Genomic DNA, 18,068 nt, shown 5'->3' with positions numbered 1-18,068 from the left:
GGATATCCCCTAAGTTAAAAGCCGGTGAGGCAAAAACAAGCGGCCATTGTAGCGACCAGACGCCGACTTATCCACACGAAGGTGGTTCATCGACCAAGAAGAATCATCGTTTTATACGCAAAAAAGACGACCAGTGGTCTGTGCATAAGCTCTGTGGATAACCGGGGTTAAGGTCATTGCACAAGTGGGGGCGAAACTCGGTGGATAACCGGCCTGTGGATAAAGCGGCATTCCACACACAGGTTATCCGACAGTGCAGCACAGGCTGAACACGGTTTTCCACTGTAGTTGTCATTCTCTGTACATCAGGTAAAACAAGGGCTGAATCGACTTATCCACAGATGGAGGCGAGCCTAGCTTTTATAAGCTTTACAGAAAAGCTTTAAATACTTTCCTTTCTTATTTTTATATTTACCGGCGGTTCGATCAGCGCAAAACCTCTGGAGATCTATTTATAAGGAAACGCTGGTTGGAAATTGACCTGAAGGCTTGCTTTCTCTAGAATCCCCGGTCTCTTAAAACGGGGGCCATTCCGGCCCGTTGTGGACGAACCAGGTAACACGACAATGAAACGTACTTTCCAACCAAGCACTATCAAACGCGCTCGTACCCACGGTTTCCGTGCTCGCATGGCTACCAAGAACGGTCGTGCCGTTCTGTCGCGTCGTCGCGCCAAAGGTCGTGCGCGTCTGGCAGTTTGATAAGCCGGCACTGGAGGTGAGTCAGGACTTCAGTCGGGAAAAGCGTCTGCTTACTCCCCGGCATTTCAAGGCAGTCTTTGACTCCCCTACCGGCAAGGTTCCGGGGAAAAATCTCCTGCTCCTTGCGCGCAACAACGATCTTGATCACCCCCGTCTCGGGTTGGTTATCGGGAAAAAGAGCGTAAAGCTCTCCGTCGAGCGCAATCGCCTCAAACGTCTGATGCGCGAATCGTTTCGCCTGAACCAGGATTCTCTGGTCGGATGGGACATTGTTATCGTCGCGCGCAAAGGTTTGGGCGACGTAGAAAACCCCGAATTGATTCAGCATTTCGGCAAACTCTGGAAACGCCTGGCTCGCAGTTCGCCGGTACCAGCAGTCAAAACCGAAACTGTAGGGGTAGACAGTCCAGATGCGTAAACTGGCACTCGTTCCGATCCAGTTTTATCGCTATGCCATTAGTCCCCTGATGGCCAGTCACTGTCGTTTCTACCCCAGTTGTTCCTGCTACGCGTTAGAAGCCATCGAAAATCATGGCCTTCTTCGCGGTGGCTGGCTGACCTTTCGTCGTTTAGGTCGCTGTCATCCGTGGAATCCCGGTGGTTATGACCCGGTTCCACCTATCCCTACCTCCCGTTCTTCTTCGATGGCCGAGTAATCATGGATATCAAACGCACGATCCTGATCGTCGCCCTGGCAATCGTGTCCTACGTTATGGTTCTTAAATGGAACCAGGACTATGGCCAGGCTGCCCTGCCGACTCAGAATGTTGCCACCAATACGACTGCATCGGGCCTGCCGGATACGGCATCTGGCTCCAACGCTTCCGCCAGTGACGACATTCCACGTGCTGCAAGCGACACCAGCGCACCTGCCGAAACGCCGGTGGCTGTGAGCAAGGACCTCATCCAGATCAAAACGGATGTACTGGACCTGGCTATCGACCCACAAGGTGGCGATGTTGCCCAGCTGACCCTGCCGTTGTATCCGCGTCGTCAGGATCACCCGGAAATTCCGTTCCAGCTGTTTGATAACGGTGGCGAACGTACTTATCTGGCGCAAAGCGGTCTGATCGGCACCAACGGTCCGGACGCAAGCCCGGCCGGTCGTCCGGTTTATTCCTCGGAGAAGAAGGTTTATCAACTGGCTGACGGTCAGGACCAATTGGTCGTTGACCTGAAGTTCAGCAAGGACGGCGTCAACTACATCAAGCGTTTCACCCTGAAACGCGGCCTGTATGACGTAACCGTTTCCTACTTGATCGACAACCAGAGCGCCGAGCCCTGGACTGGTGCGATGTTCGCCCAGTTGAAGCGTGACGCCAGCGCCGATCCTTCGTCGACCACGGCTACCGGCACCGCTACTTACCTGGGCGCTGCCCTGTGGACAAGTTCGGAGCCGTACAAGAAAGTGTCCATGAAGGACATGGACAAGGCCGCGCTGAAAGAAACCGTTACTGGCGGTTGGGTTGCCTGGTTGCAGCACTACTTCGTAACGGCGTGGGTTGCACCGAAGGGCGAAAACAACGTCGTCCAGACCCGTAAAGACAGCAAAGGCAACTACATCATCGGCTACACCGGCCCATCGATGAGTGTTGCCCCGGGTGCCAAGGCCGAGACCAGCGCTGTCCTGTACGCCGGTCCGAAAAGCCAGGCCGTGCTGAAAGAGTTGTCCCCAGGTCTGGAACTGACGGTCGACTACGGCATCCTGTGGTTCATCGCCCAACCGATCTTCTGGTTGCTGCAACACATCCACGCCATTGTGGGTAACTGGGGCTGGTCGATCATCTTCCTGACCATGCTGATCAAAGGGATCTTCTTCCCGCTGTCGGCTGCCAGCTACAAATCCATGGCGCGCATGCGTGCAGTGGCACCAAAACTGGCTGCGCTGAAAGAGCAACATGGCGATGACCGGCAGAAAATGTCGCAAGCCATGATGGAGCTGTACAAGAAAGAGAAGATCAATCCGCTGGGTGGTTGCTTGCCAATCCTCGTGCAGATGCCGGTTTTCCTCTCGCTGTACTGGGTTCTGCTGGAAAGCGTCGAGATGCGCCAGGCTCCGTTCATGCTGTGGATTACCGACCTGTCGATCAAGGATCCGTTCTTCATTCTGCCGATCATCATGGGTGCCACCATGTTCATCCAGCAGCAGCTGAACCCGACTCCTCCGGATCCGATGCAGGCCAAGGTGATGAAGCTGATGCCAATCATCTTCACCTTCTTCTTCCTGTGGTTCCCGGCTGGTCTGGTGCTGTACTGGGTAGTGAACAACTGCCTGTCGATCGCCCAACAGTGGTACATCACTCGTAAGATCGAAGCGGCTACCAAAGCAGCTGCCTGATTTACACTGTGGATAACCACTCAAAACGCCCCCTAGTGGGGCGTTTTGCTATCTGTCACTTTTGTCTGGATACCGGTTTATGAGCGTTCCTCGTGAAACCATCGCCGCTGTCGCCACCGCTCAAGGTCGCGGCGGAGTAGGCATCGTGCGTATTTCCGGGCCGTTGGCCAGCGTTGCGGCCAAGGCCTTCAGTGGTCGCGAGCTCAAGCCGCGATTTGCCCACTACGGTCCGTTTTTCAGTGAAAATGACGAAGTATTGGACCAGGGCATCGCGCTGTATTTTCCAGGGCCAAACTCGTTTACCGGCGAAGATGTGCTGGAGCTGCAAGGTCATGGCGGCCCGATCGTTCTGGATATGCTGCTCAAGCGTTGCCTGGAACTGGGTTGCCGGCTCGCCCGACCGGGGGAATTCAGCGAACGCGCGTTCCTCAACGACAAACTGGACCTCGCCCAGGCCGAGGCCATTGCCGACCTGATTGAAGCCAGTTCTGCCCAGGCTGCGCGAAACGCGTTGCGCTCCTTGCAGGGGGCTTTCTCGTCACGTGTGCATAACCTCACCGAGCAACTGATCGGCCTGCGGATCTATGTCGAAGCGGCCATCGATTTCCCGGAAGAGGAAATCGACTTCCTCGCCGATGGCCACGTCCTGAGCATGCTCGACAAAGTGCGCGACGAGTTATCCACCGTCATCCGTGAAGCCGGGCAGGGTGCCTTGCTGCGCGATGGCATGACCGTAGTCATTGCCGGTCGTCCGAATGCCGGTAAATCCAGCCTGCTCAATGCACTGGCCGGGCGTGAAGCGGCAATCGTGACCGAAATTGCCGGCACTACCAGGGACGTCCTGCGTGAACATATCCACATCGATGGCATGCCGCTGCACGTAGTGGATACCGCCGGTCTGCGCGATACCGATGACCATGTGGAAAAAATCGGCGTCGAGCGTGCCTTGAAAGCCATCGGCGAAGCGGATCGGGTATTGCTGGTGGTCGATGCCACGGCACCGGAAGCCCTCGATCCGTTCGCACTCTGGCCGGAATTTCTGGAAATCCGTCCCGATCCGGCAAAAGTCACCCTGATCCGCAACAAGGCTGACCTTACGGGCGAAGCGATTGCCCTGGAAGTCAGCGAAGACGGTCACGTCACGATCAGCCTGAGCGCCAAGTCCGGAGGGGGTGGCCTGGAGCTGCTGCGTGATCACCTCAAGGCCTGCATGGGCTATGAACAAACGTCCGAAAGCAGCTTCAGCGCTCGCCGGCGACACCTTGAGGCGCTGCGGCATGCCAGTGCAGCCCTCGAGCATGGTCGTGCGCAATTGACCCTGGCCGGTGCTGGTGAGCTGCTGGCCGAGGATTTGCGTCAGGCTCAGCACTCGCTGGGAGAAATCACCGGCGCTTTCAGCTCTGACGATCTGTTGGGGCGAATTTTCTCCAGTTTCTGTATCGGTAAATAGCCCTCCTGCTCTTCACAGACAGGCCATTCGCGCCTGTCTGTTCCCTACTTCCTGAATAAACACACCAGTGCCGAGCGGATTTTGTCTGCTTGAGCGGAATTCTCCTGCCTGAATTTCGAGCGAACGGCACTTTTCTGTGGATTAAGCCCTGTGAATAACCGCGGCTAAGGTCAGTTGATAACAGGGCCTGAAAACTGAACATAACTGCCTCTGTGGATAACCAACCCTTTCATCCACAGGCTTACACCGGTTATCCAAGGGCCTCATTGGCACATGACCACAGGGTTTTGAATCTCTGTACACAGCGAATATAAAGGGCTGTGTAGATCTATCCACAGAAAGGCATGCGCATAGAAATAAACATAAAAACAAAGATTTAATAAATTTCTTTCTTTTTAATTTCTATAACTCGGACTTTTCCACAGCTGGTTAAATTTTGTGCAAAGGGTTCTTTAGGAAGGGCGAAGTCCCTATACTTGTCGACCAGGTCCAAAAACCTGAGCTCAAACTATTCCTGAATTACCTACTTAAGCAGGCACGAGGTGCGTGGTGGATTTCCCTTCCCGTTTTGAAGTGATCGTCATCGGCGGCGGTCATGCCGGTACCGAGGCAGCACTGGCCTCAGCACGTATGGGGGTTAAAACCCTGTTGCTGACGCATAACGTGGAAACCCTCGGTGCCATGAGTTGCAACCCTGCCATCGGCGGGATCGGCAAAAGCCACCTGGTCAAGGAAATCGACGCCCTCGGCGGCGCGATGGCCATGGCTACCGATAAAGGCGGCATCCAGTTTCGCGTGTTGAACAGCCGCAAAGGCCCGGCCGTGCGTGCAACCCGCGCTCAGGCAGACCGGGTTCTGTACAAGGCAGCTGTCCGCGAAATCCTGGAGAACCAGCCGAACCTGTGGATATTTCAACAAGCCGCTGACGATCTGATCGTCGAGCAGGAACAAGTCCGTGGTGTTGTCACGCAAATGGGTCTGCGGTTCTTCGCCGATTCCGTGGTGTTGACCACCGGTACGTTCCTCGGTGGACTTATCCACATCGGTTTGCAGAATTTTTCCGGCGGTCGCGCCGGTGATCCACCGTCAATTGCCCTCGCACATCGTTTGCGCGAACTGCCTTTGCGTGTTGGTCGCCTGAAAACCGGTACACCACCGCGCATCGATGGCCGTTCTGTGGATTTCTCGGTGATGTCCGAGCAACCGGGTGATACGCCGATCCCGGTGATGTCGTTCATGGGTTCCAAAGAGCAACATCCGAAGCAGGTCAGTTGCTGGATTACCCACACCAACGCCCGCACCCACGAAATCATTGCCGCGAACCTCGACCGTTCGCCGATGTATTCCGCTGTCGGTGAGATCGAAGGCATCGGCCCGCGCTATTGCCCGTCGATCGAAGACAAGATCCACCGGTTTGCCGACAAGGAAAGCCATCAGGTCTTCATCGAGCCGGAAGGTTTGACCACTCATGAGCTGTATCCGAACGGGATATCCACAAGCTTGCCGTTCGACGTGCAATTGCAGATCGTGCAATCGATCCGCGGCATGGAAAACGCGCATATCGTGCGTCCGGGCTACGCCATCGAATACGACTACTTCGACCCGCGTGACCTGAAGTACAGCCTGGAAACCAAAGTCATTGGCGGCCTGTTTTTCGCCGGACAAATCAACGGCACCACCGGTTACGAAGAAGCCGGCGCCCAGGGTTTGCTCGCCGGCACCAACGCGGCACTGCGCGCCCAAGGCAAAGAGGCCTGGTGTCCGCGTCGCGACGAGGCCTACATCGGTGTGTTGGTCGACGACCTGATTACCCTCGGTACCCAAGAGCCGTACCGGATGTTCACCTCCCGTGCCGAGTACCGTTTGATCCTGCGCGAAGACAACGCCGACCTGCGCTTGACCGAAAAAGGCCGTGAACTCGGCCTGGTCGATGACGTGCGCTGGGCAGCTTTCTGCAAAAAACGCGAAAGCATCGAATTGGAAGAGCAGCGCCTGAAAAGCACCTGGGTCCGCCCGGGCACCGAACAGGGCGATGCAATTGCCGAAAAATTCGGCACGCCGCTGACTCACGAATACAACCTGCTCAATCTCTTGAGCCGTCCGGAAATCGACTACGCTGGTCTGATCGAAGTGACCGGTGGCGGGGCAGAAGATCCACAAGTCGCCGAGCAGGTCGAAATCAAGACCAAATACGCCGGCTACATCGATCGTCAACAGGATGAAATCGCCCGCTTGCGAGCCAGCGAAGACACCAAACTGCCTGTGGATATCGATTACACGAATATTTCCGGTCTCTCCAAAGAGATCCAGAGCAAGCTCGGCGCGACCCGTCCGGAGACTTTGGGCCAGGCCTCGCGTATCCCGGGCGTAACGCCGGCAGCCATTTCGCTGTTGATGATTCATTTGAAAAAACGCGGCGCGGGCCGTCAGTTGGAGCAAAGCGCTTGAGTTCGTTGGTCACTTCGCAACACGCAGAAGAGTTATCCACAGGTGCCGGCCAGCTTGGCGTCACGCTGACCGAAACCCAGCACGCGCAATTGCTGGGTTATCTGGCCCTGTTGATAAAATGGAACAAGGCTTACAACCTCACTGCCGTACGTGATCCGGACGAAATGGTCTCCCGCCATCTGCTCGACAGTCTGAGCGTGATGTCATTCATCGAAAACGGACGCTGGCTTGATGTCGGCAGTGGCGGTGGCATGCCTGGCATTCCACTGGCCATCCTGTTTCCCGAGTCCCAGGTGACTTGCCTGGACAGCAACGGCAAGAAAACCCGCTTCCTGACCCAGGTCAAACTCGAACTCAAACTGGATAACCTGCAAGTTATCCACAGTCGCGTCGAAGCCTTCCAGCCTGCCCAACCGTTCAACGGGATCATTTCCCGGGCGTTCAGCAGCATGGAGAACTTCAGCAACTGGACTCGCCACCTCGGCGATAGCGAAACACGCTGGCTGGCAATGAAGGGCGTTCACCCCGCCGATGAACTGGTAGCATTGCCGGCAGACTTCCACCTCGATAGCGAACACGCCCTGGCCGTACCTGGTTGCCAAGGCCAACGCCATCTGCTGATACTGCGCCGCACGGCATGATTGGGAACACAAGCAAGAATGGCTAAGGTATTCGCGATAGCGAACCAAAAGGGCGGTGTGGGCAAGACCACCACCTGCATCAACCTCGCAGCATCCCTGGTCGCGACCAAGCGCCGGGTGCTGTTGATCGACCTCGATCCACAGGGCAACGCCACCATGGGTAGCGGTGTGGATAAACACGGCCTGGAAAACTCGGTCTACGACCTGCTGATCGGCGAATGTGATCTGGCCCAGGCCATGCACTTCTCCGAACACGGCGGTTACCAGTTGTTGCCGGCCAACCGCGACCTCACCGCGGCCGAAGTGGTGCTGCTGGAAATGCAGATGAAGGAAAGTCGCCTGCGCAGTGCGCTGGCGCCAATCCGGGAAAACTACGATTACATCCTGATCGACTGCCCGCCGTCGCTGTCGATGCTGACCTTGAACGCACTGGTTGCCGCCGACGGGGTCATTATCCCCATGCAGTGCGAGTACTTCGCACTCGAAGGCTTGAGCGACCTTGTGGATAACATCAAGCGCATCGCCGAACTGCTGAACCCGAACCTCAAGGTCGAAGGCCTGCTGCGTACGATGTACGACCCGCGCCTGAGCCTGATGAACGATGTCTCGGCGCAGCTCAAGGAACACTTCGGCGAACAGCTCTACGACACCGTCATTCCGCGCAACATCCGTCTGGCCGAAGCGCCAAGCTACGGCATGCCGGCGCTGGCGTACGACAAATCCTCGCGCGGTGCCGTTGCCTATCTGGCACTGGCGGGCGAAATGGTTCGTCGTCAGCGCAAAAACTCACGCATCGCCGCCGCTCAGGCAACTTAAGGAATCCCCATGGCCGTCAAGAAACGAGGTCTCGGACGAGGACTGGATGCACTGCTGAGTGGTCCGACCGTCAGCTCGCTGGAAGAACAAGCGGCGCAAGCCGATCACCGTGAGCTGCAACACTTGCCACTGGACTTGCTCCAGCGCGGCAAGTACCAGCCGCGTCGTGACATGGATCCGCAGGCGCTCGAAGAGCTGGCGCAGTCGATCAAGGCCCAGGGCGTCATGCAGCCCATCGTGGTTCGCCCGATCGGCGCTGGCCGCTTCGAAATCATTGCCGGCGAACGCCGCTGGCGTGCCAGCCAGCAGGCCGGTCAGGAAACCATCCCGGCGATGGTTCGCGATGTACCCGATGAAACCGCGATCGCCATCGCGCTGATCGAGAACATCCAGCGCGAAGACCTGAATCCGATTGAAGAAGCGGTGGCCCTGCAGCGTTTGCAGCAGGAATTCCAGCTGACCCAGCAACAGGTGGCCGAAGCTGTGGGCAAGTCCCGGGTAACCGTGGCTAACCTGCTGCGCCTGATTTCCTTGCCGGAAGTCATCAAGACCATGTTGTCCCACGGCGACCTGGAAATGGGTCATGCCCGTGCTTTGCTCGGTTTACCGGAAAATCAGCAGGTCGAAGGGGCGCGACATGTTGTCGCACGCGGGCTGACCGTGCGCCAAACCGAGGCACTGGTTCGCCAGTGGTTGAGTGGTAAACCTGAGCCTGTTGAACCGGCAAAACCGGACCCGGATATCGCCCGTCTCGAGCAGCGCCTGGCCGAGCGCCTAGGCTCTGCGGTGCAGATTCGCCACGGTAAGAAGGGTAAAGGGCAGTTGGTAATTGGTTACAACTCCCTGGATGAGCTTCAAGGCGTGCTCGCGCATATCCGCTGAAACATTTCCTCATGTAGCGCGCAGTCGGAAATCACTACCTGACAGTTGAATAGGGGCAGAACCGCCCCTATACTCTGCGCGCATTTTGTCGGCACAAATTATGCCAAGTTATTGAATTTCGGCAGCCGACCATTGGAGAGTAAAAGTGATGGAAACCCGCACGCCAAACCGCCTGCCCTTCCATCGCCTGGCAGTTTTTCCGGTGTTAATGGCTCAATTTGTCGTGTTGCTGATCGCCGCTTTGGCGCTCTGGTACCGATATGGAGTCGTTGCCGGGTACTCGGGACTCTGCGGAGGCCTGATAGCCTTGCTACCCAATGTTTATTTCGCTCACAGGGCATTTCGGTTTTCCGGCGCCCGGGCAGCTCAAGCCATCGTTCGGTCATTTTATGCCGGCGAGGCGGGCAAATTGATTTTGACGGCAGTGCTCTTTGCATTGACGTTTGCAGGTGTGAAGCCATTGGCGCCGCTAGCTGTATTCGGCGTCTTCGTGTTGACCCAACTGGTCAGCTGGTTCGCGCCCCTGCTGATGAGAACAAGACTTTCGAGACCTTAGGGCGTTTGAGGCAACCATGGCAGAAACAACCGCTTCGGGCTATATCCAGCACCACTTGCAGAACCTGACTTTCGGTCAGCTCCCTACCGGCGGCTGGGGCTTTGCCCACACCGCAGCAGAAGCCAAGGAAATGGGCTTCTGGGCTTTCCACGTCGATACTCTCGGCTGGTCGGTCGCATTGGGTCTGATCTTCGTTCTTCTTTTCCGCATGGCGGCAAAGAAGGCGACTTCCGGTCAGCCAGGTGCTTTGCAGAACTTCGTTGAAGTTTTGGTCGAATTCGTCGATGGCAGCGTGAAAGACAGCTTCCATGGCCGTAGCCCGGTGATTGCACCGCTGGCACTGACCATCTTCGTCTGGGTGTTCCTGATGAACGCCGTCGACCTGGTACCGGTCGACTGGATTCCTCAACTGGCCATCCTGATCTCCGGCGACCACCACATCCCGTTCCGTGCCGTGTCGACCACCGACCCGAACGCAACGCTGGGCATGGCGCTCTCGGTTTTCGCACTGATCATTTTCTACAGCATCAAGGTCAAGGGTATCGGCGGCTTCATCGGCGAACTGACCCTGCACCCGTTCGGCAGCAAGAACATCTTCGTTCAAGCGCTGCTGATCCCGGTGAACTTCCTGCTGGAATTCGTGACCCTGATCGCCAAGCCGATCTCCCTGGCTCTGCGTCTGTTCGGCAACATGTACGCCGGCGAGCTGGTCTTCATCCTGATTGCTGTGATGTTTGGCAGCGGTCTGCTCTGGCTTAGTGGCCTGGGCGTTGTTCTGCAGTGGGCGTGGGCTGTGTTCCACATCCTGATCATCACCCTGCAGGCGTTCATCTTCATGATGCTGACCATCGTCTACCTGTCGATGGCACACGAAGAAAACCATTAAGACCAGTCTCGACTAGTCTGATGTCCTTCCCGGTCAAACGGGAAGGGGCTCTTCGGGGCCTCTGAAACGATTTGTTTTACCGCTATAAATTAAAAAAACCTAAACCATACGACGTAAAAGTCGGGAGGAAAGATGGAAACTGTAGTTGGTCTAACCGCTATCGCTGTTGCACTGTTGATCGGCCTGGGCGCACTGGGTACCGCAATTGGTTTCGGCCTGCTGGGCGGCAAGTTCCTGGAAGGCGCAGCGCGTCAGCCAGAAATGGTTCCAATGCTGCAAGTTAAAATGTTCATCGTTGCCGGTCTGCTCGACGCCGTAACCATGATCGGTGTTGGTATCGCTCTGTTCTTCACCTTTGCGAACCCGTTCGTTGGTCAGATCGCTGGCTAATTACTCGGATCTTCCGGGTAATTTGGTGTGATGGACAACGTAACTGCGAGGTGTTGGCGTGAACATTAATGCGACCCTGATTGGCCAGTCCGTTGCGTTCCTGATTTTTGTACTGTTCTGCATGAAGTTCGTATGGCCTCCGGTCATCGCGGCACTGCACGAACGTCAAAAGAAGATCGCTGATGGTCTGGACGCTGCCAGCCGAGCAGCTCGCGACCTGGAGTTGGCCCAAGAGAAAGCGGGTCAACAACTGCGCGAAGCGAAAGCTCAGGCAGCTGAAATCATCGAGCAAGCCAAGAAACGCGGTAACCAGATCGTTGAAGAGGCTGTTGAAAAAGCCCGTATCGACGCTGACCGTGTGAAGGTTCAGGCTCAGGCCGAGATCGAACAGGAACTGAACAGTGTCAAAGACGCGCTGCGTGCCCAAGTGGGCTTGCTGGCAGTCGGCGGCGCCGAGAAGATCCTGGGTGCCACAATCGATCAAAACGCGCACGCAGAGCTGGTTAACCAACTGGCTGCTGAAATCTAAGCGAGGGCGATCATGGCAGAACTGACCACGTTGGCCCGACCTTACGCTAAGGCGGCCTTCGAGCACGCTCAGGCCCACCAGCAACTGGCCAATTGGTCAGCCATGCTCGGCCTGGCTGCAGCGGTGTCGGAAGACGACACCATGCAGCGCGTGCTCAAGGCCCCGCGACTGACGAGCGCAGAAAAGGCCGCCACGTTCATTGACGTGTGCGGCGACAAGTTTGATGCCAAGGCACAGAACTTCATCCACGTCGTTGCCGAAAACGACCGTCTCCCGCTGTTGCCGGAGATCGCCGCTCTGTTCGACCTGTACAAGGCCGAACAAGAGAAATCGGTAGACGTAGAAGTGACCAGTGCTTTTGCATTGAACCAAGAACAGCAAGACAAACTCGCCAAGGTTCTCAGTGCACGACTCAACCGGGAAGTGCGCCTGCAAGTTGCGGAGGACGCTGCCCTTATTGGTGGTGTCGTCATCCGCGCCGGCGACCTGGTTATCGATGGCTCGATTCGCGGCAAAATCGCGAAACTTGCCGAAGCATTGAAATCTTGAGTTTGAAGGGGCAGCAGAGCAATGCAGCAACTCAATCCTTCCGAAATAAGTGAAATTATCAAGGGCCGCATCGACAAGCTCGATGTGACCTCCCAAGCCCGTAACGAAGGCACTGTCGTCAGCGTATCTGACGGTATCGTGCGGATTCACGGTCTGGCCGACGTAATGTACGGCGAGATGATCGAGTTTCCGGGCGGCGTCTTCGGTATGGCCCTCAACCTGGAGCAAGACTCCGTAGGTGCCGTTGTATTGGGCGCATACCAGTCTCTGGCTGAAGGCATGAGCGCCAAGTGCACTGGCCGCATCCTGGAAGTTCCTGTTGGTAAGGAACTGCTGGGTCGCGTAGTCGACGCACTGGGTAACCCTGTTGACGGCAAAGGTCCACTGGGCAACACCGAGACCGACGCGGTCGAGAAAGTTGCTCCAGGCGTGATCTGGCGTAAGTCGGTAGACCAGCCTGTACAGACTGGCTACAAGGCTGTCGATGCCATGATCCCTGTCGGCCGTGGCCAGCGTGAGCTGATCATCGGTGACCGTCAGATCGGTAAAACCGCTCTGGCGATCGACGCGATCATCAACCAGAAGAACAGCGGCATTTTCTGCGTCTACGTAGCCATCGGTCAGAAACAATCGACCATCGCCAACGTTGTTCGCAAGCTGGAAGAAAACGGCGCCCTGGCCAACACGATCATCGTGGCTGCCAGTGCTTCGGAATCTCCTGCGCTGCAATTCCTGGCACCGTACTCCGGTTGCACCATGGGTGAATTCTTCCGCGACCGCGGTGAAGACGCGCTGATCGTTTATGACGATCTGTCCAAGCAAGCAGTGGCTTACCGCCAGATTTCCCTGCTGCTGCGCCGTCCACCAGGCCGTGAAGCTTACCCAGGCGATGTGTTCTATCTCCACTCCCGTCTGCTGGAGCGCGCATCCCGCGTTTCGGAAGAATACGTAGAGAAGTTCACCAACGGCGCAGTGACCGGCAAAACCGGTTCCCTGACTGCACTGCCGATCATCGAAACCCAGGCTGGCGACGTTTCCGCGTTCGTTCCGACCAACGTGATTTCCATCACCGACGGTCAGATCTTCCTGGAATCGGCCATGTTCAACTCGGGCATCCGCCCTGCAGTGAACGCCGGTGTTTCGGTATCCCGTGTGGGTGGTGCCGCTCAGACCAAGATCATCAAGAAGCTGTCCGGTGGCATCCGTACCGCTCTGGCTCAGTACCGTGAACTGGCGGCATTCGCCCAGTTCGCTTCTGACCTGGACGAAGCGACCCGTAAGCAACTTGAGCATGGTCAGCGCGTTACCGAGCTGATGAAGCAGAAGCAATACGCACCAATGTCGATCGCTGACATGGCGCTGTCGCTGTATGCCGCTGAGCGTGGGTTCCTGACTGACGTTGAAATCGCCAAGATCGGCAGCTTCGAGCAAGCGCTGATTGCTTTCTTCAACCGCGATCACGCCGATTTGATGGCGAAGATCAACGTGAAAGGTGACTTCAATGACGAAATCGACGCTGGCATGAAAGCCGGTATCGAGAAGTTCAAGGCCACCCAAACCTGGTAAGCCGCAGCGGGAGCCGCAAGGCTCCCGCTTGCTAACCTGATAGGTGTTACATGGCAGGCGCAAAAGAGATTCGCAGTAAGATTGCGAGCATCAAAAGCACGCAAAAGATTACCAGCGCCATGGAAAAAGTGGCGGTCAGCAAAATGCGCAAGGCACAAATGCGCATGGCTGCTAGCCGTCCTTATGCGGAGCGTATCCGCCAGGTAATTGGGCATCTGGCCAACGCCAACCCGGAATACCGCCACCCGTTCATGATCGACCGCGAAATCAAGCGTGTTGGTTATGTCGTAGTGAGCAGTGACCGTGGTCTGTGCGGCGGCTTGAACACCAACCTGTTCAAGGCCCTGGTCAAGGACATGGCGGTAAACCGCGAAAACGGCGTCGAGATCGATCTGTGTGTCGTTGGTAGCAAGGGTGCGGCCTTTTTCCGCAACTTCGGCGGTAACGTCGTTGCAGCTATCAGCCACCTGGGTGAAGAGCCGTCGATCAATGATCTGATCGGCAGCGTCAAGGTGATGCTGGATGCCTACCTGGACGGCCGTATTGACCGCCTGTCCGTGGTGTCCAACAAGTTCATCAACACCATGACGCAACAGCCTACCGTGGAGCAATTGATTCCACTGGTGGCAACCCCGGATCAAGACCTCAAGCACCACTGGGATTATCTGTACGAACCGGACGCCAAAGAGCTGCTAGACGGCTTGATGGTCCGTTACGTTGAGTCGCAGGTCTACCAGGCGGTGGTCGAGAACAACGCGGCTGAACAAGCTGCGCGGATGATCGCGATGAAGAACGCTACCGACAACGCCGGTGATTTGATCAGCGATTTGCAGCTGGTCTACAACAAGGCGCGTCAGGCTGCGATCACCCAAGAGATCTCGGAAATCGTCGGCGGCGCTGCCGCGGTTTAACGGTTCAAATATTCAGAGGATCCAGCTATGAGTAGCGGACGTATCGTTCAAATCATCGGCGCCGTTATCGACGTGGAATTTCCACGCGACAGCGTACCGAGCATCTACAACGCGCTGACTGTACAAAGCGCGGCCGGGACCACCCTGGAAGTTCAGCAGCAGCTGGGCGACGGCGTGGTTCGTACCATTGCGATGGGTTCCACCGAAGGCTTGAAGCGCGGTCTGGACGTTGTCGACTCTGGCGCAGCCATCTCCGTACCGGTCGGTAAAGCGACTCTGGGCCGGATCATGGACGTTCTGGGCAACCCGATCGACGAAGCAGGTCCAATCGACACCGACGAGCGTTGGGGCATTCACCGTCCAGCGCCTTCGTTCGCTGAACAAGCAGGCGGCAACGACCTGCTGGAAACCGGCATCAAGGTTATCGACCTGGTTTGCCCGTTTGCCAAAGGCGGTAAAGTCGGTCTGTTCGGTGGTGCCGGTGTAGGCAAAACCGTAAACATGATGGAACTGATCCGTAACATCGCCATCGAGCATAGCGGTTATTCCGTGTTCGCAGGTGTGGGTGAGCGTACTCGTGAGGGTAACGACTTCTACCACGAGATGAAGGATTCCAACGTTCTGGACAAAGTGGCACTGGTTTACGGTCAGATGAACGAGCCGCCGGGTAACCGTCTGCGCGTAGCACTGACCGGCCTGACCATGGCCGAGAAGTTCCGTGACGAAGGTAACGACGTTCTGCTGTTCGTCGACAACATCTATCGTTACACCCTGGCCGGTACTGAAGTATCCGCACTGCTGGGCCGTATGCCTTCGGCAGTAGGTTACCAGCCGACCCTGGCTGAAGAGATGGGCGTTCTGCAAGAACGTATCACTTCGACCAAGGAAGGTTCGATCACCTCGATCCAAGCGGTATACGTACCTGCGGACGACTTGACCGACCCGTCGCCAGCGACCACCTTCGCCCACTTGGACGCTACCGTCGTTCTGTCCCGTGACATCGCTTCCCTGGGTATCTACCCAGCGGTCGATCCACTCGACTCGACTTCGCGCCAGCTGGACCCGAACGTAATCGGCCAGGACCACTACGACACCGCTCGCGGCGTCCAGTACGTTCTGCAGCGTTACAAAGAACTGAAGGACATCATTGCGATCCTGGGTATGGACGAGCTGTCGGAAGCCGACAAGCAGTTGGTAAACCGTGCTCGTAAGATCCAGCGTTTCTTGTCGCAGCCGTTCTTCGTGGCTGAAGTCTTCACCGGTGCATCGGGTAAATACGTTTCCCTGAAAGACACCATTGCTGGCTTCAAAGGCATCCTCAACGGTGACTACGACCACCTGCCAGAACAAGCGTTCTACATGGTTGGCGGCATCGAAGAAGCGATCGAGAAAGCCAAGAAACTGTAATCCCGGCGCCCGGCAACGGGCGCTAATTTAGGTTGAGGCAATCAGATGGCTATGACAGTCCATTGCGATATCGTCAGCGCGGAAGGGGAAATCTTTTCCGGTCTGGTCGAGATGGTGATTGCGCACGGTGCACTGGGTGATCTTGGTATCGCTCTGGGTCACGCGCCGCTGATCACTAATCTGAAGCCAGGTCCGATCCGCCTGGTCAAGCAGGGCGGGGAAGAGGAGGTGTATTACATCTCCGGTGGTTTCCTCGAGGTTCAGCCGAACATGGTCAAGGTACTTGCCGACACCGTGCAACGTGCTGCCGACCTGGATGAAGCCTCCGCTCAGGAAGCCGTCAAGGCTGCCGAGAAGGCCTTGCATGAACGTGGCGCTGAATTCGATTACGGTTCCGCTGCCGCACGTCTGGCCGAGGCTGCAGCTCAGCTGCGCACCGTCCAGCAGATCCGCAAGAAGTTCGGCCACTAAGGCAGCGCTTGTTGTGTGATTGATTAAAAAGGGTAGCCTCGGCTACCCTTTTTTCTTTTCCGATTTTTACAACCTGGTCGCAGCCGCTGACCACCCAGGATTGGTAGCCAGTCATGTCTCTTGAAATCGTTATTCTCGCTGCTGGCCAAGGCACGCGCATGCGTTCCGCTTTGCCGAAAGTACTGCACCCGATTGCCGGCAACTCCATGCTCGGCCATGTTATCCACAGCGCCCGACAACTTGATCCGCAGCGCATTCACGTGGTGATCGGCCATGGCGCCGATGCCGTGCGTGAGCGCCTGGCCGCTGACGATCTGAATTTCGTCCTTCAGGACAAACAACTGGGCACCGGTCACGCCGTGGCCCAGGCTGTACCCTTCATCAAAGCCGACACCGTGCTGGTTCTTTACGGTGATGTGCCTTTGATTGAAACAGAAACCCTGCAGCGCCTGCTCAAGCTTGTCGTGCCTGGGCAAATGGGCCTGCTCACTGTCGAACTGGACGACGCGACCGGTTACGGTCGAATTGTTCGCGACACTGATGGCAAGGTCTGCGCGATCGTCGAGCACAAGGACGCCACCGAAGCTCAACGTGCCATCAACGAAGGCAATACCGGCATCCTCGCAGTCCCGGCGGATCGCCTGGCTGACTGGACCAGTCGCCTGTCGAACAACAACGTGCAGGGCGAGTATTACCTGACCGACGTGATCGAAATGGCGGTCAGCGATGGTCTGGTGGTAGCGACCGAACAACCCCACGACGCGATGGAAGTGCAGGGCGCCAACGATCGTAAACAGCTTTCCGAACTTGAGCGTCACTATCAATTGCGCGCGGGTCTGCGCTTGATGGCCCAAGGCGTGACGCTGCGCGACCCGGCGCGTTTCGATGTGCGCGGTGAAGTCACGGTTGGCCGCGACGTGCTGATCGACATCAACGTGATCCTCGAAGGCAAGGTCGTCATTGAAGATGACGTGGTGATCGGCCCGAACTGCGTGATCAAGGACAGCACCCTGCGCAAAGGCGTGGTCATCAAGGCCAACAGCCACATCGAAGGTGCCATTCTCGGTGAAGGCAGCGATGCCGGCCCGTTCGCACGCCTGCGTCCAGGCACCGTGCTGGAAGCCCGCGCACATGTGGGTAACTTCGTCGAGTTGAAAAACGCACACCTGGGCGAAGGCGCCAAGGCCGGTCACCTGGCCTATTTGGGCGATGCCGAGATCGGCGCGCGCACCAACATTGGCGCCGGCACCATCACCTGCAACTACGATGGTGTGAACAAGTGGAAAACCGTGCTGGGTGCGGATGTGTTCATCGGTTCCAACAACTCGTTGGTAGCGCCTGTGGATATCCTGGACGGTGCAACCACGGCAGCCGGATCGACCATTACCTCGACTGTGGATAAATCCCAGTTGGCCATCGGGCGTGCTCGCCAGAAGAACATCGACGGCTGGAAGCGCCCGGAGAAGGTCAAAAAGAGCTGAGTTATCCACAACTCCTTTGTAGGAGCGAGCTTGCTCGCGATGAATT

General features: G+C 56.8%; 19 protein-coding genes. All 19 read left to right on the top strand.

Going from position 1 to position 18,068, the window contains the following annotated elements; translation table 11 throughout:
• Positions 1 to 566 precede the first annotated feature (566 nt).
• The 19 genes from rpmH (at position 567) to glmU (ending at position 18,022) form a co-directional block, all read left to right on the top strand.
• A complete protein-coding gene (gene rpmH / locus QMK54_RS31110) occupies positions 567 to 701 on the top strand; it encodes a 50S ribosomal protein L34 (RefSeq protein WP_003213577.1) in 135 nt (44 codons plus the stop codon).
• Positions 702 to 717: 16 nt separating this feature from the next.
• The gene (rnpA, locus tag QMK54_RS31105) at positions 718 to 1,119 is read left to right on the top strand and encodes a ribonuclease P protein component (protein ID WP_015097448.1); all 402 of its coding nucleotides are present in this window, start codon (positions 718 to 720) and stop codon (positions 1,117 to 1,119) included.
• Positions 1,112 to 1,357: a membrane protein insertion efficiency factor YidD gene (gene yidD / locus QMK54_RS31100; RefSeq protein WP_010207715.1), complete on the top strand. Its 246-nt coding sequence runs from the start codon at positions 1,112 to 1,114 to the stop codon at positions 1,355 to 1,357. The genes rnpA and yidD overlap by 8 nt, the downstream gene beginning before the upstream one ends.
• Before the next feature lie 2 nt (positions 1,358 to 1,359).
• Positions 1,360 to 3,039, top strand: a complete 1,680-nt coding sequence (gene yidC / locus QMK54_RS31095; RefSeq protein ID WP_110660406.1) for a membrane protein insertase YidC — start codon at positions 1,360 to 1,362, stop codon at positions 3,037 to 3,039.
• Between the two features lie 79 nt (positions 3,040 to 3,118).
• Positions 3,119 to 4,489 carry a tRNA uridine-5-carboxymethylaminomethyl(34) synthesis GTPase MnmE gene (mnmE, locus tag QMK54_RS31090; RefSeq protein ID WP_110660405.1) on the top strand — a complete coding sequence of 457 codons (1,371 nt, stop codon included), beginning with the start codon at positions 3,119 to 3,121 and terminating at the stop codon, positions 4,487 to 4,489.
• 549 nt (positions 4,490 to 5,038) lie between these two features.
• Positions 5,039 to 6,937: a tRNA uridine-5-carboxymethylaminomethyl(34) synthesis enzyme MnmG gene (gene mnmG, locus QMK54_RS31085; RefSeq protein WP_223590161.1), complete on the top strand. Its 1,899-nt coding sequence runs from the start codon at positions 5,039 to 5,041 to the stop codon at positions 6,935 to 6,937.
• Positions 6,934 to 7,578 (top strand): 16S rRNA (guanine(527)-N(7))-methyltransferase RsmG, encoded by a 645-nt coding sequence (gene rsmG / locus QMK54_RS31080; protein ID WP_320401829.1) that lies wholly within the window; start codon positions 6,934 to 6,936, stop codon positions 7,576 to 7,578. The genes mnmG and rsmG overlap by 4 nt, the downstream gene beginning before the upstream one ends.
• Before the next feature lie 18 nt (positions 7,579 to 7,596).
• The gene (locus QMK54_RS31075) at positions 7,597 to 8,394 is read left to right on the top strand and encodes a ParA family protein (RefSeq protein ID WP_008002319.1); all 798 of its coding nucleotides are present in this window, start codon (positions 7,597 to 7,599) and stop codon (positions 8,392 to 8,394) included.
• Between the two features lie 9 nt (positions 8,395 to 8,403).
• Complete coding sequence (locus tag QMK54_RS31070) at positions 8,404 to 9,276, top strand: ParB/RepB/Spo0J family partition protein (RefSeq protein ID WP_110659406.1); 873 nt, start codon at positions 8,404 to 8,406, stop codon at positions 9,274 to 9,276.
• A gap of 148 nt (positions 9,277 to 9,424) precedes the next feature.
• On the top strand, positions 9,425 to 9,832 hold the full coding sequence (locus QMK54_RS31065) for a F0F1 ATP synthase subunit I (protein WP_110659407.1): 408 nt from the start codon (positions 9,425 to 9,427) through the stop codon (positions 9,830 to 9,832).
• 16 nt (positions 9,833 to 9,848) lie between these two features.
• Positions 9,849 to 10,718, top strand: coding sequence for a F0F1 ATP synthase subunit A (gene atpB / locus QMK54_RS31060; protein ID WP_110659408.1), 870 nt, complete (start codon positions 9,849 to 9,851; stop codon positions 10,716 to 10,718).
• A 132-nt stretch (positions 10,719 to 10,850) separates the two neighbouring features.
• Positions 10,851 to 11,108 (top strand): F0F1 ATP synthase subunit C, encoded by a 258-nt coding sequence (atpE, locus tag QMK54_RS31055; RefSeq protein WP_003097235.1) that lies wholly within the window; start codon positions 10,851 to 10,853, stop codon positions 11,106 to 11,108.
• Between the two features lie 58 nt (positions 11,109 to 11,166).
• Positions 11,167 to 11,637 carry a F0F1 ATP synthase subunit B gene (locus QMK54_RS31050; RefSeq protein WP_008064601.1) on the top strand — a complete coding sequence of 157 codons (471 nt, stop codon included), beginning with the start codon at positions 11,167 to 11,169 and terminating at the stop codon, positions 11,635 to 11,637.
• A 12-nt stretch (positions 11,638 to 11,649) separates the two neighbouring features.
• Positions 11,650 to 12,186, top strand: coding sequence for a F0F1 ATP synthase subunit delta (locus QMK54_RS31045; RefSeq protein WP_008045680.1), 537 nt, complete (start codon positions 11,650 to 11,652; stop codon positions 12,184 to 12,186).
• A 21-nt stretch (positions 12,187 to 12,207) separates the two neighbouring features.
• Entirely contained in the window at positions 12,208 to 13,752 is a 1,545-nt protein-coding gene (gene atpA, locus QMK54_RS31040; protein ID WP_030132553.1) for a F0F1 ATP synthase subunit alpha, read from the top strand.
• Positions 13,753 to 13,802: 50 nt separating this feature from the next.
• Positions 13,803 to 14,663 carry a F0F1 ATP synthase subunit gamma gene (gene atpG, locus QMK54_RS31035; protein ID WP_008045673.1) on the top strand — a complete coding sequence of 287 codons (861 nt, stop codon included), beginning with the start codon at positions 13,803 to 13,805 and terminating at the stop codon, positions 14,661 to 14,663.
• 27 nt (positions 14,664 to 14,690) lie between these two features.
• The gene (gene atpD, locus QMK54_RS31030) at positions 14,691 to 16,070 is read left to right on the top strand and encodes a F0F1 ATP synthase subunit beta (RefSeq protein WP_060540274.1); all 1,380 of its coding nucleotides are present in this window, start codon (positions 14,691 to 14,693) and stop codon (positions 16,068 to 16,070) included.
• Positions 16,071 to 16,115: 45 nt separating this feature from the next.
• Entirely contained in the window at positions 16,116 to 16,541 is a 426-nt protein-coding gene (locus QMK54_RS31025; protein WP_007969909.1) for a F0F1 ATP synthase subunit epsilon, read from the top strand.
• 113 nt (positions 16,542 to 16,654) lie between these two features.
• A complete protein-coding gene (glmU, locus tag QMK54_RS31020) occupies positions 16,655 to 18,022 on the top strand; it encodes a bifunctional UDP-N-acetylglucosamine diphosphorylase/glucosamine-1-phosphate N-acetyltransferase GlmU (protein ID WP_320401828.1) in 1,368 nt (455 codons plus the stop codon).
• The last annotated feature ends 46 nt before the right edge of the window (positions 18,023 to 18,068 follow it).

It is taken from the genome of Pseudomonas sp. P5_109 (assembly GCF_034009455.1).
GTDB lineage: Bacteria > Pseudomonadota > Gammaproteobacteria > Pseudomonadales > Pseudomonadaceae > Aquipseudomonas.
Note: the sequence above shows the minus strand (reverse complement) of the source record. Positions and strands in the feature narration are given on the sequence as shown.

What these genes read in the sequence shown, in the direction of transcription:
- atpD (WP_060540274.1), top strand. Translation starts at nt 14,691, where the DNA reads ATGAGTAGCGGACGTATCGTTCAAATCATCGGCGCCGTTATCGACGTG.
- QMK54_RS31025 (WP_007969909.1), top strand. Translation starts at nt 16,116, where the DNA reads ATGGCTATGACAGTCCATTGCGATATCGTCAGCGCGGAAGGGGAAATC.
- mnmE (WP_110660405.1), top strand. Translation starts at nt 3,119, where the DNA reads ATGAGCGTTCCTCGTGAAACCATCGCCGCTGTCGCCACCGCTCAAGGT.
- atpG (WP_008045673.1), top strand. Translation starts at nt 13,803, where the DNA reads ATGGCAGGCGCAAAAGAGATTCGCAGTAAGATTGCGAGCATCAAAAGC.
- atpA (WP_030132553.1), top strand. Translation starts at nt 12,208, where the DNA reads ATGCAGCAACTCAATCCTTCCGAAATAAGTGAAATTATCAAGGGCCGC.
- yidC (WP_110660406.1), top strand. Translation starts at nt 1,360, where the DNA reads ATGGATATCAAACGCACGATCCTGATCGTCGCCCTGGCAATCGTGTCC.
- atpB (WP_110659408.1), top strand. Translation starts at nt 9,849, where the DNA reads ATGGCAGAAACAACCGCTTCGGGCTATATCCAGCACCACTTGCAGAAC.
- atpE (WP_003097235.1), top strand. Translation starts at nt 10,851, where the DNA reads ATGGAAACTGTAGTTGGTCTAACCGCTATCGCTGTTGCACTGTTGATC.
- QMK54_RS31075 (WP_008002319.1), top strand. Translation starts at nt 7,597, where the DNA reads ATGGCTAAGGTATTCGCGATAGCGAACCAAAAGGGCGGTGTGGGCAAG.
- yidD (WP_010207715.1), top strand. Translation starts at nt 1,112, where the DNA reads ATGCGTAAACTGGCACTCGTTCCGATCCAGTTTTATCGCTATGCCATT.
- glmU (WP_320401828.1), top strand. Translation starts at nt 16,655, where the DNA reads ATGTCTCTTGAAATCGTTATTCTCGCTGCTGGCCAAGGCACGCGCATG.
- QMK54_RS31045 (WP_008045680.1), top strand. Translation starts at nt 11,650, where the DNA reads ATGGCAGAACTGACCACGTTGGCCCGACCTTACGCTAAGGCGGCCTTC.
- QMK54_RS31070 (WP_110659406.1), top strand. Translation starts at nt 8,404, where the DNA reads ATGGCCGTCAAGAAACGAGGTCTCGGACGAGGACTGGATGCACTGCTG.
- rpmH (WP_003213577.1), top strand. Translation starts at nt 567, where the DNA reads ATGAAACGTACTTTCCAACCAAGCACTATCAAACGCGCTCGTACCCAC.
- QMK54_RS31065 (WP_110659407.1), top strand. Translation starts at nt 9,425, where the DNA reads ATGGAAACCCGCACGCCAAACCGCCTGCCCTTCCATCGCCTGGCAGTT.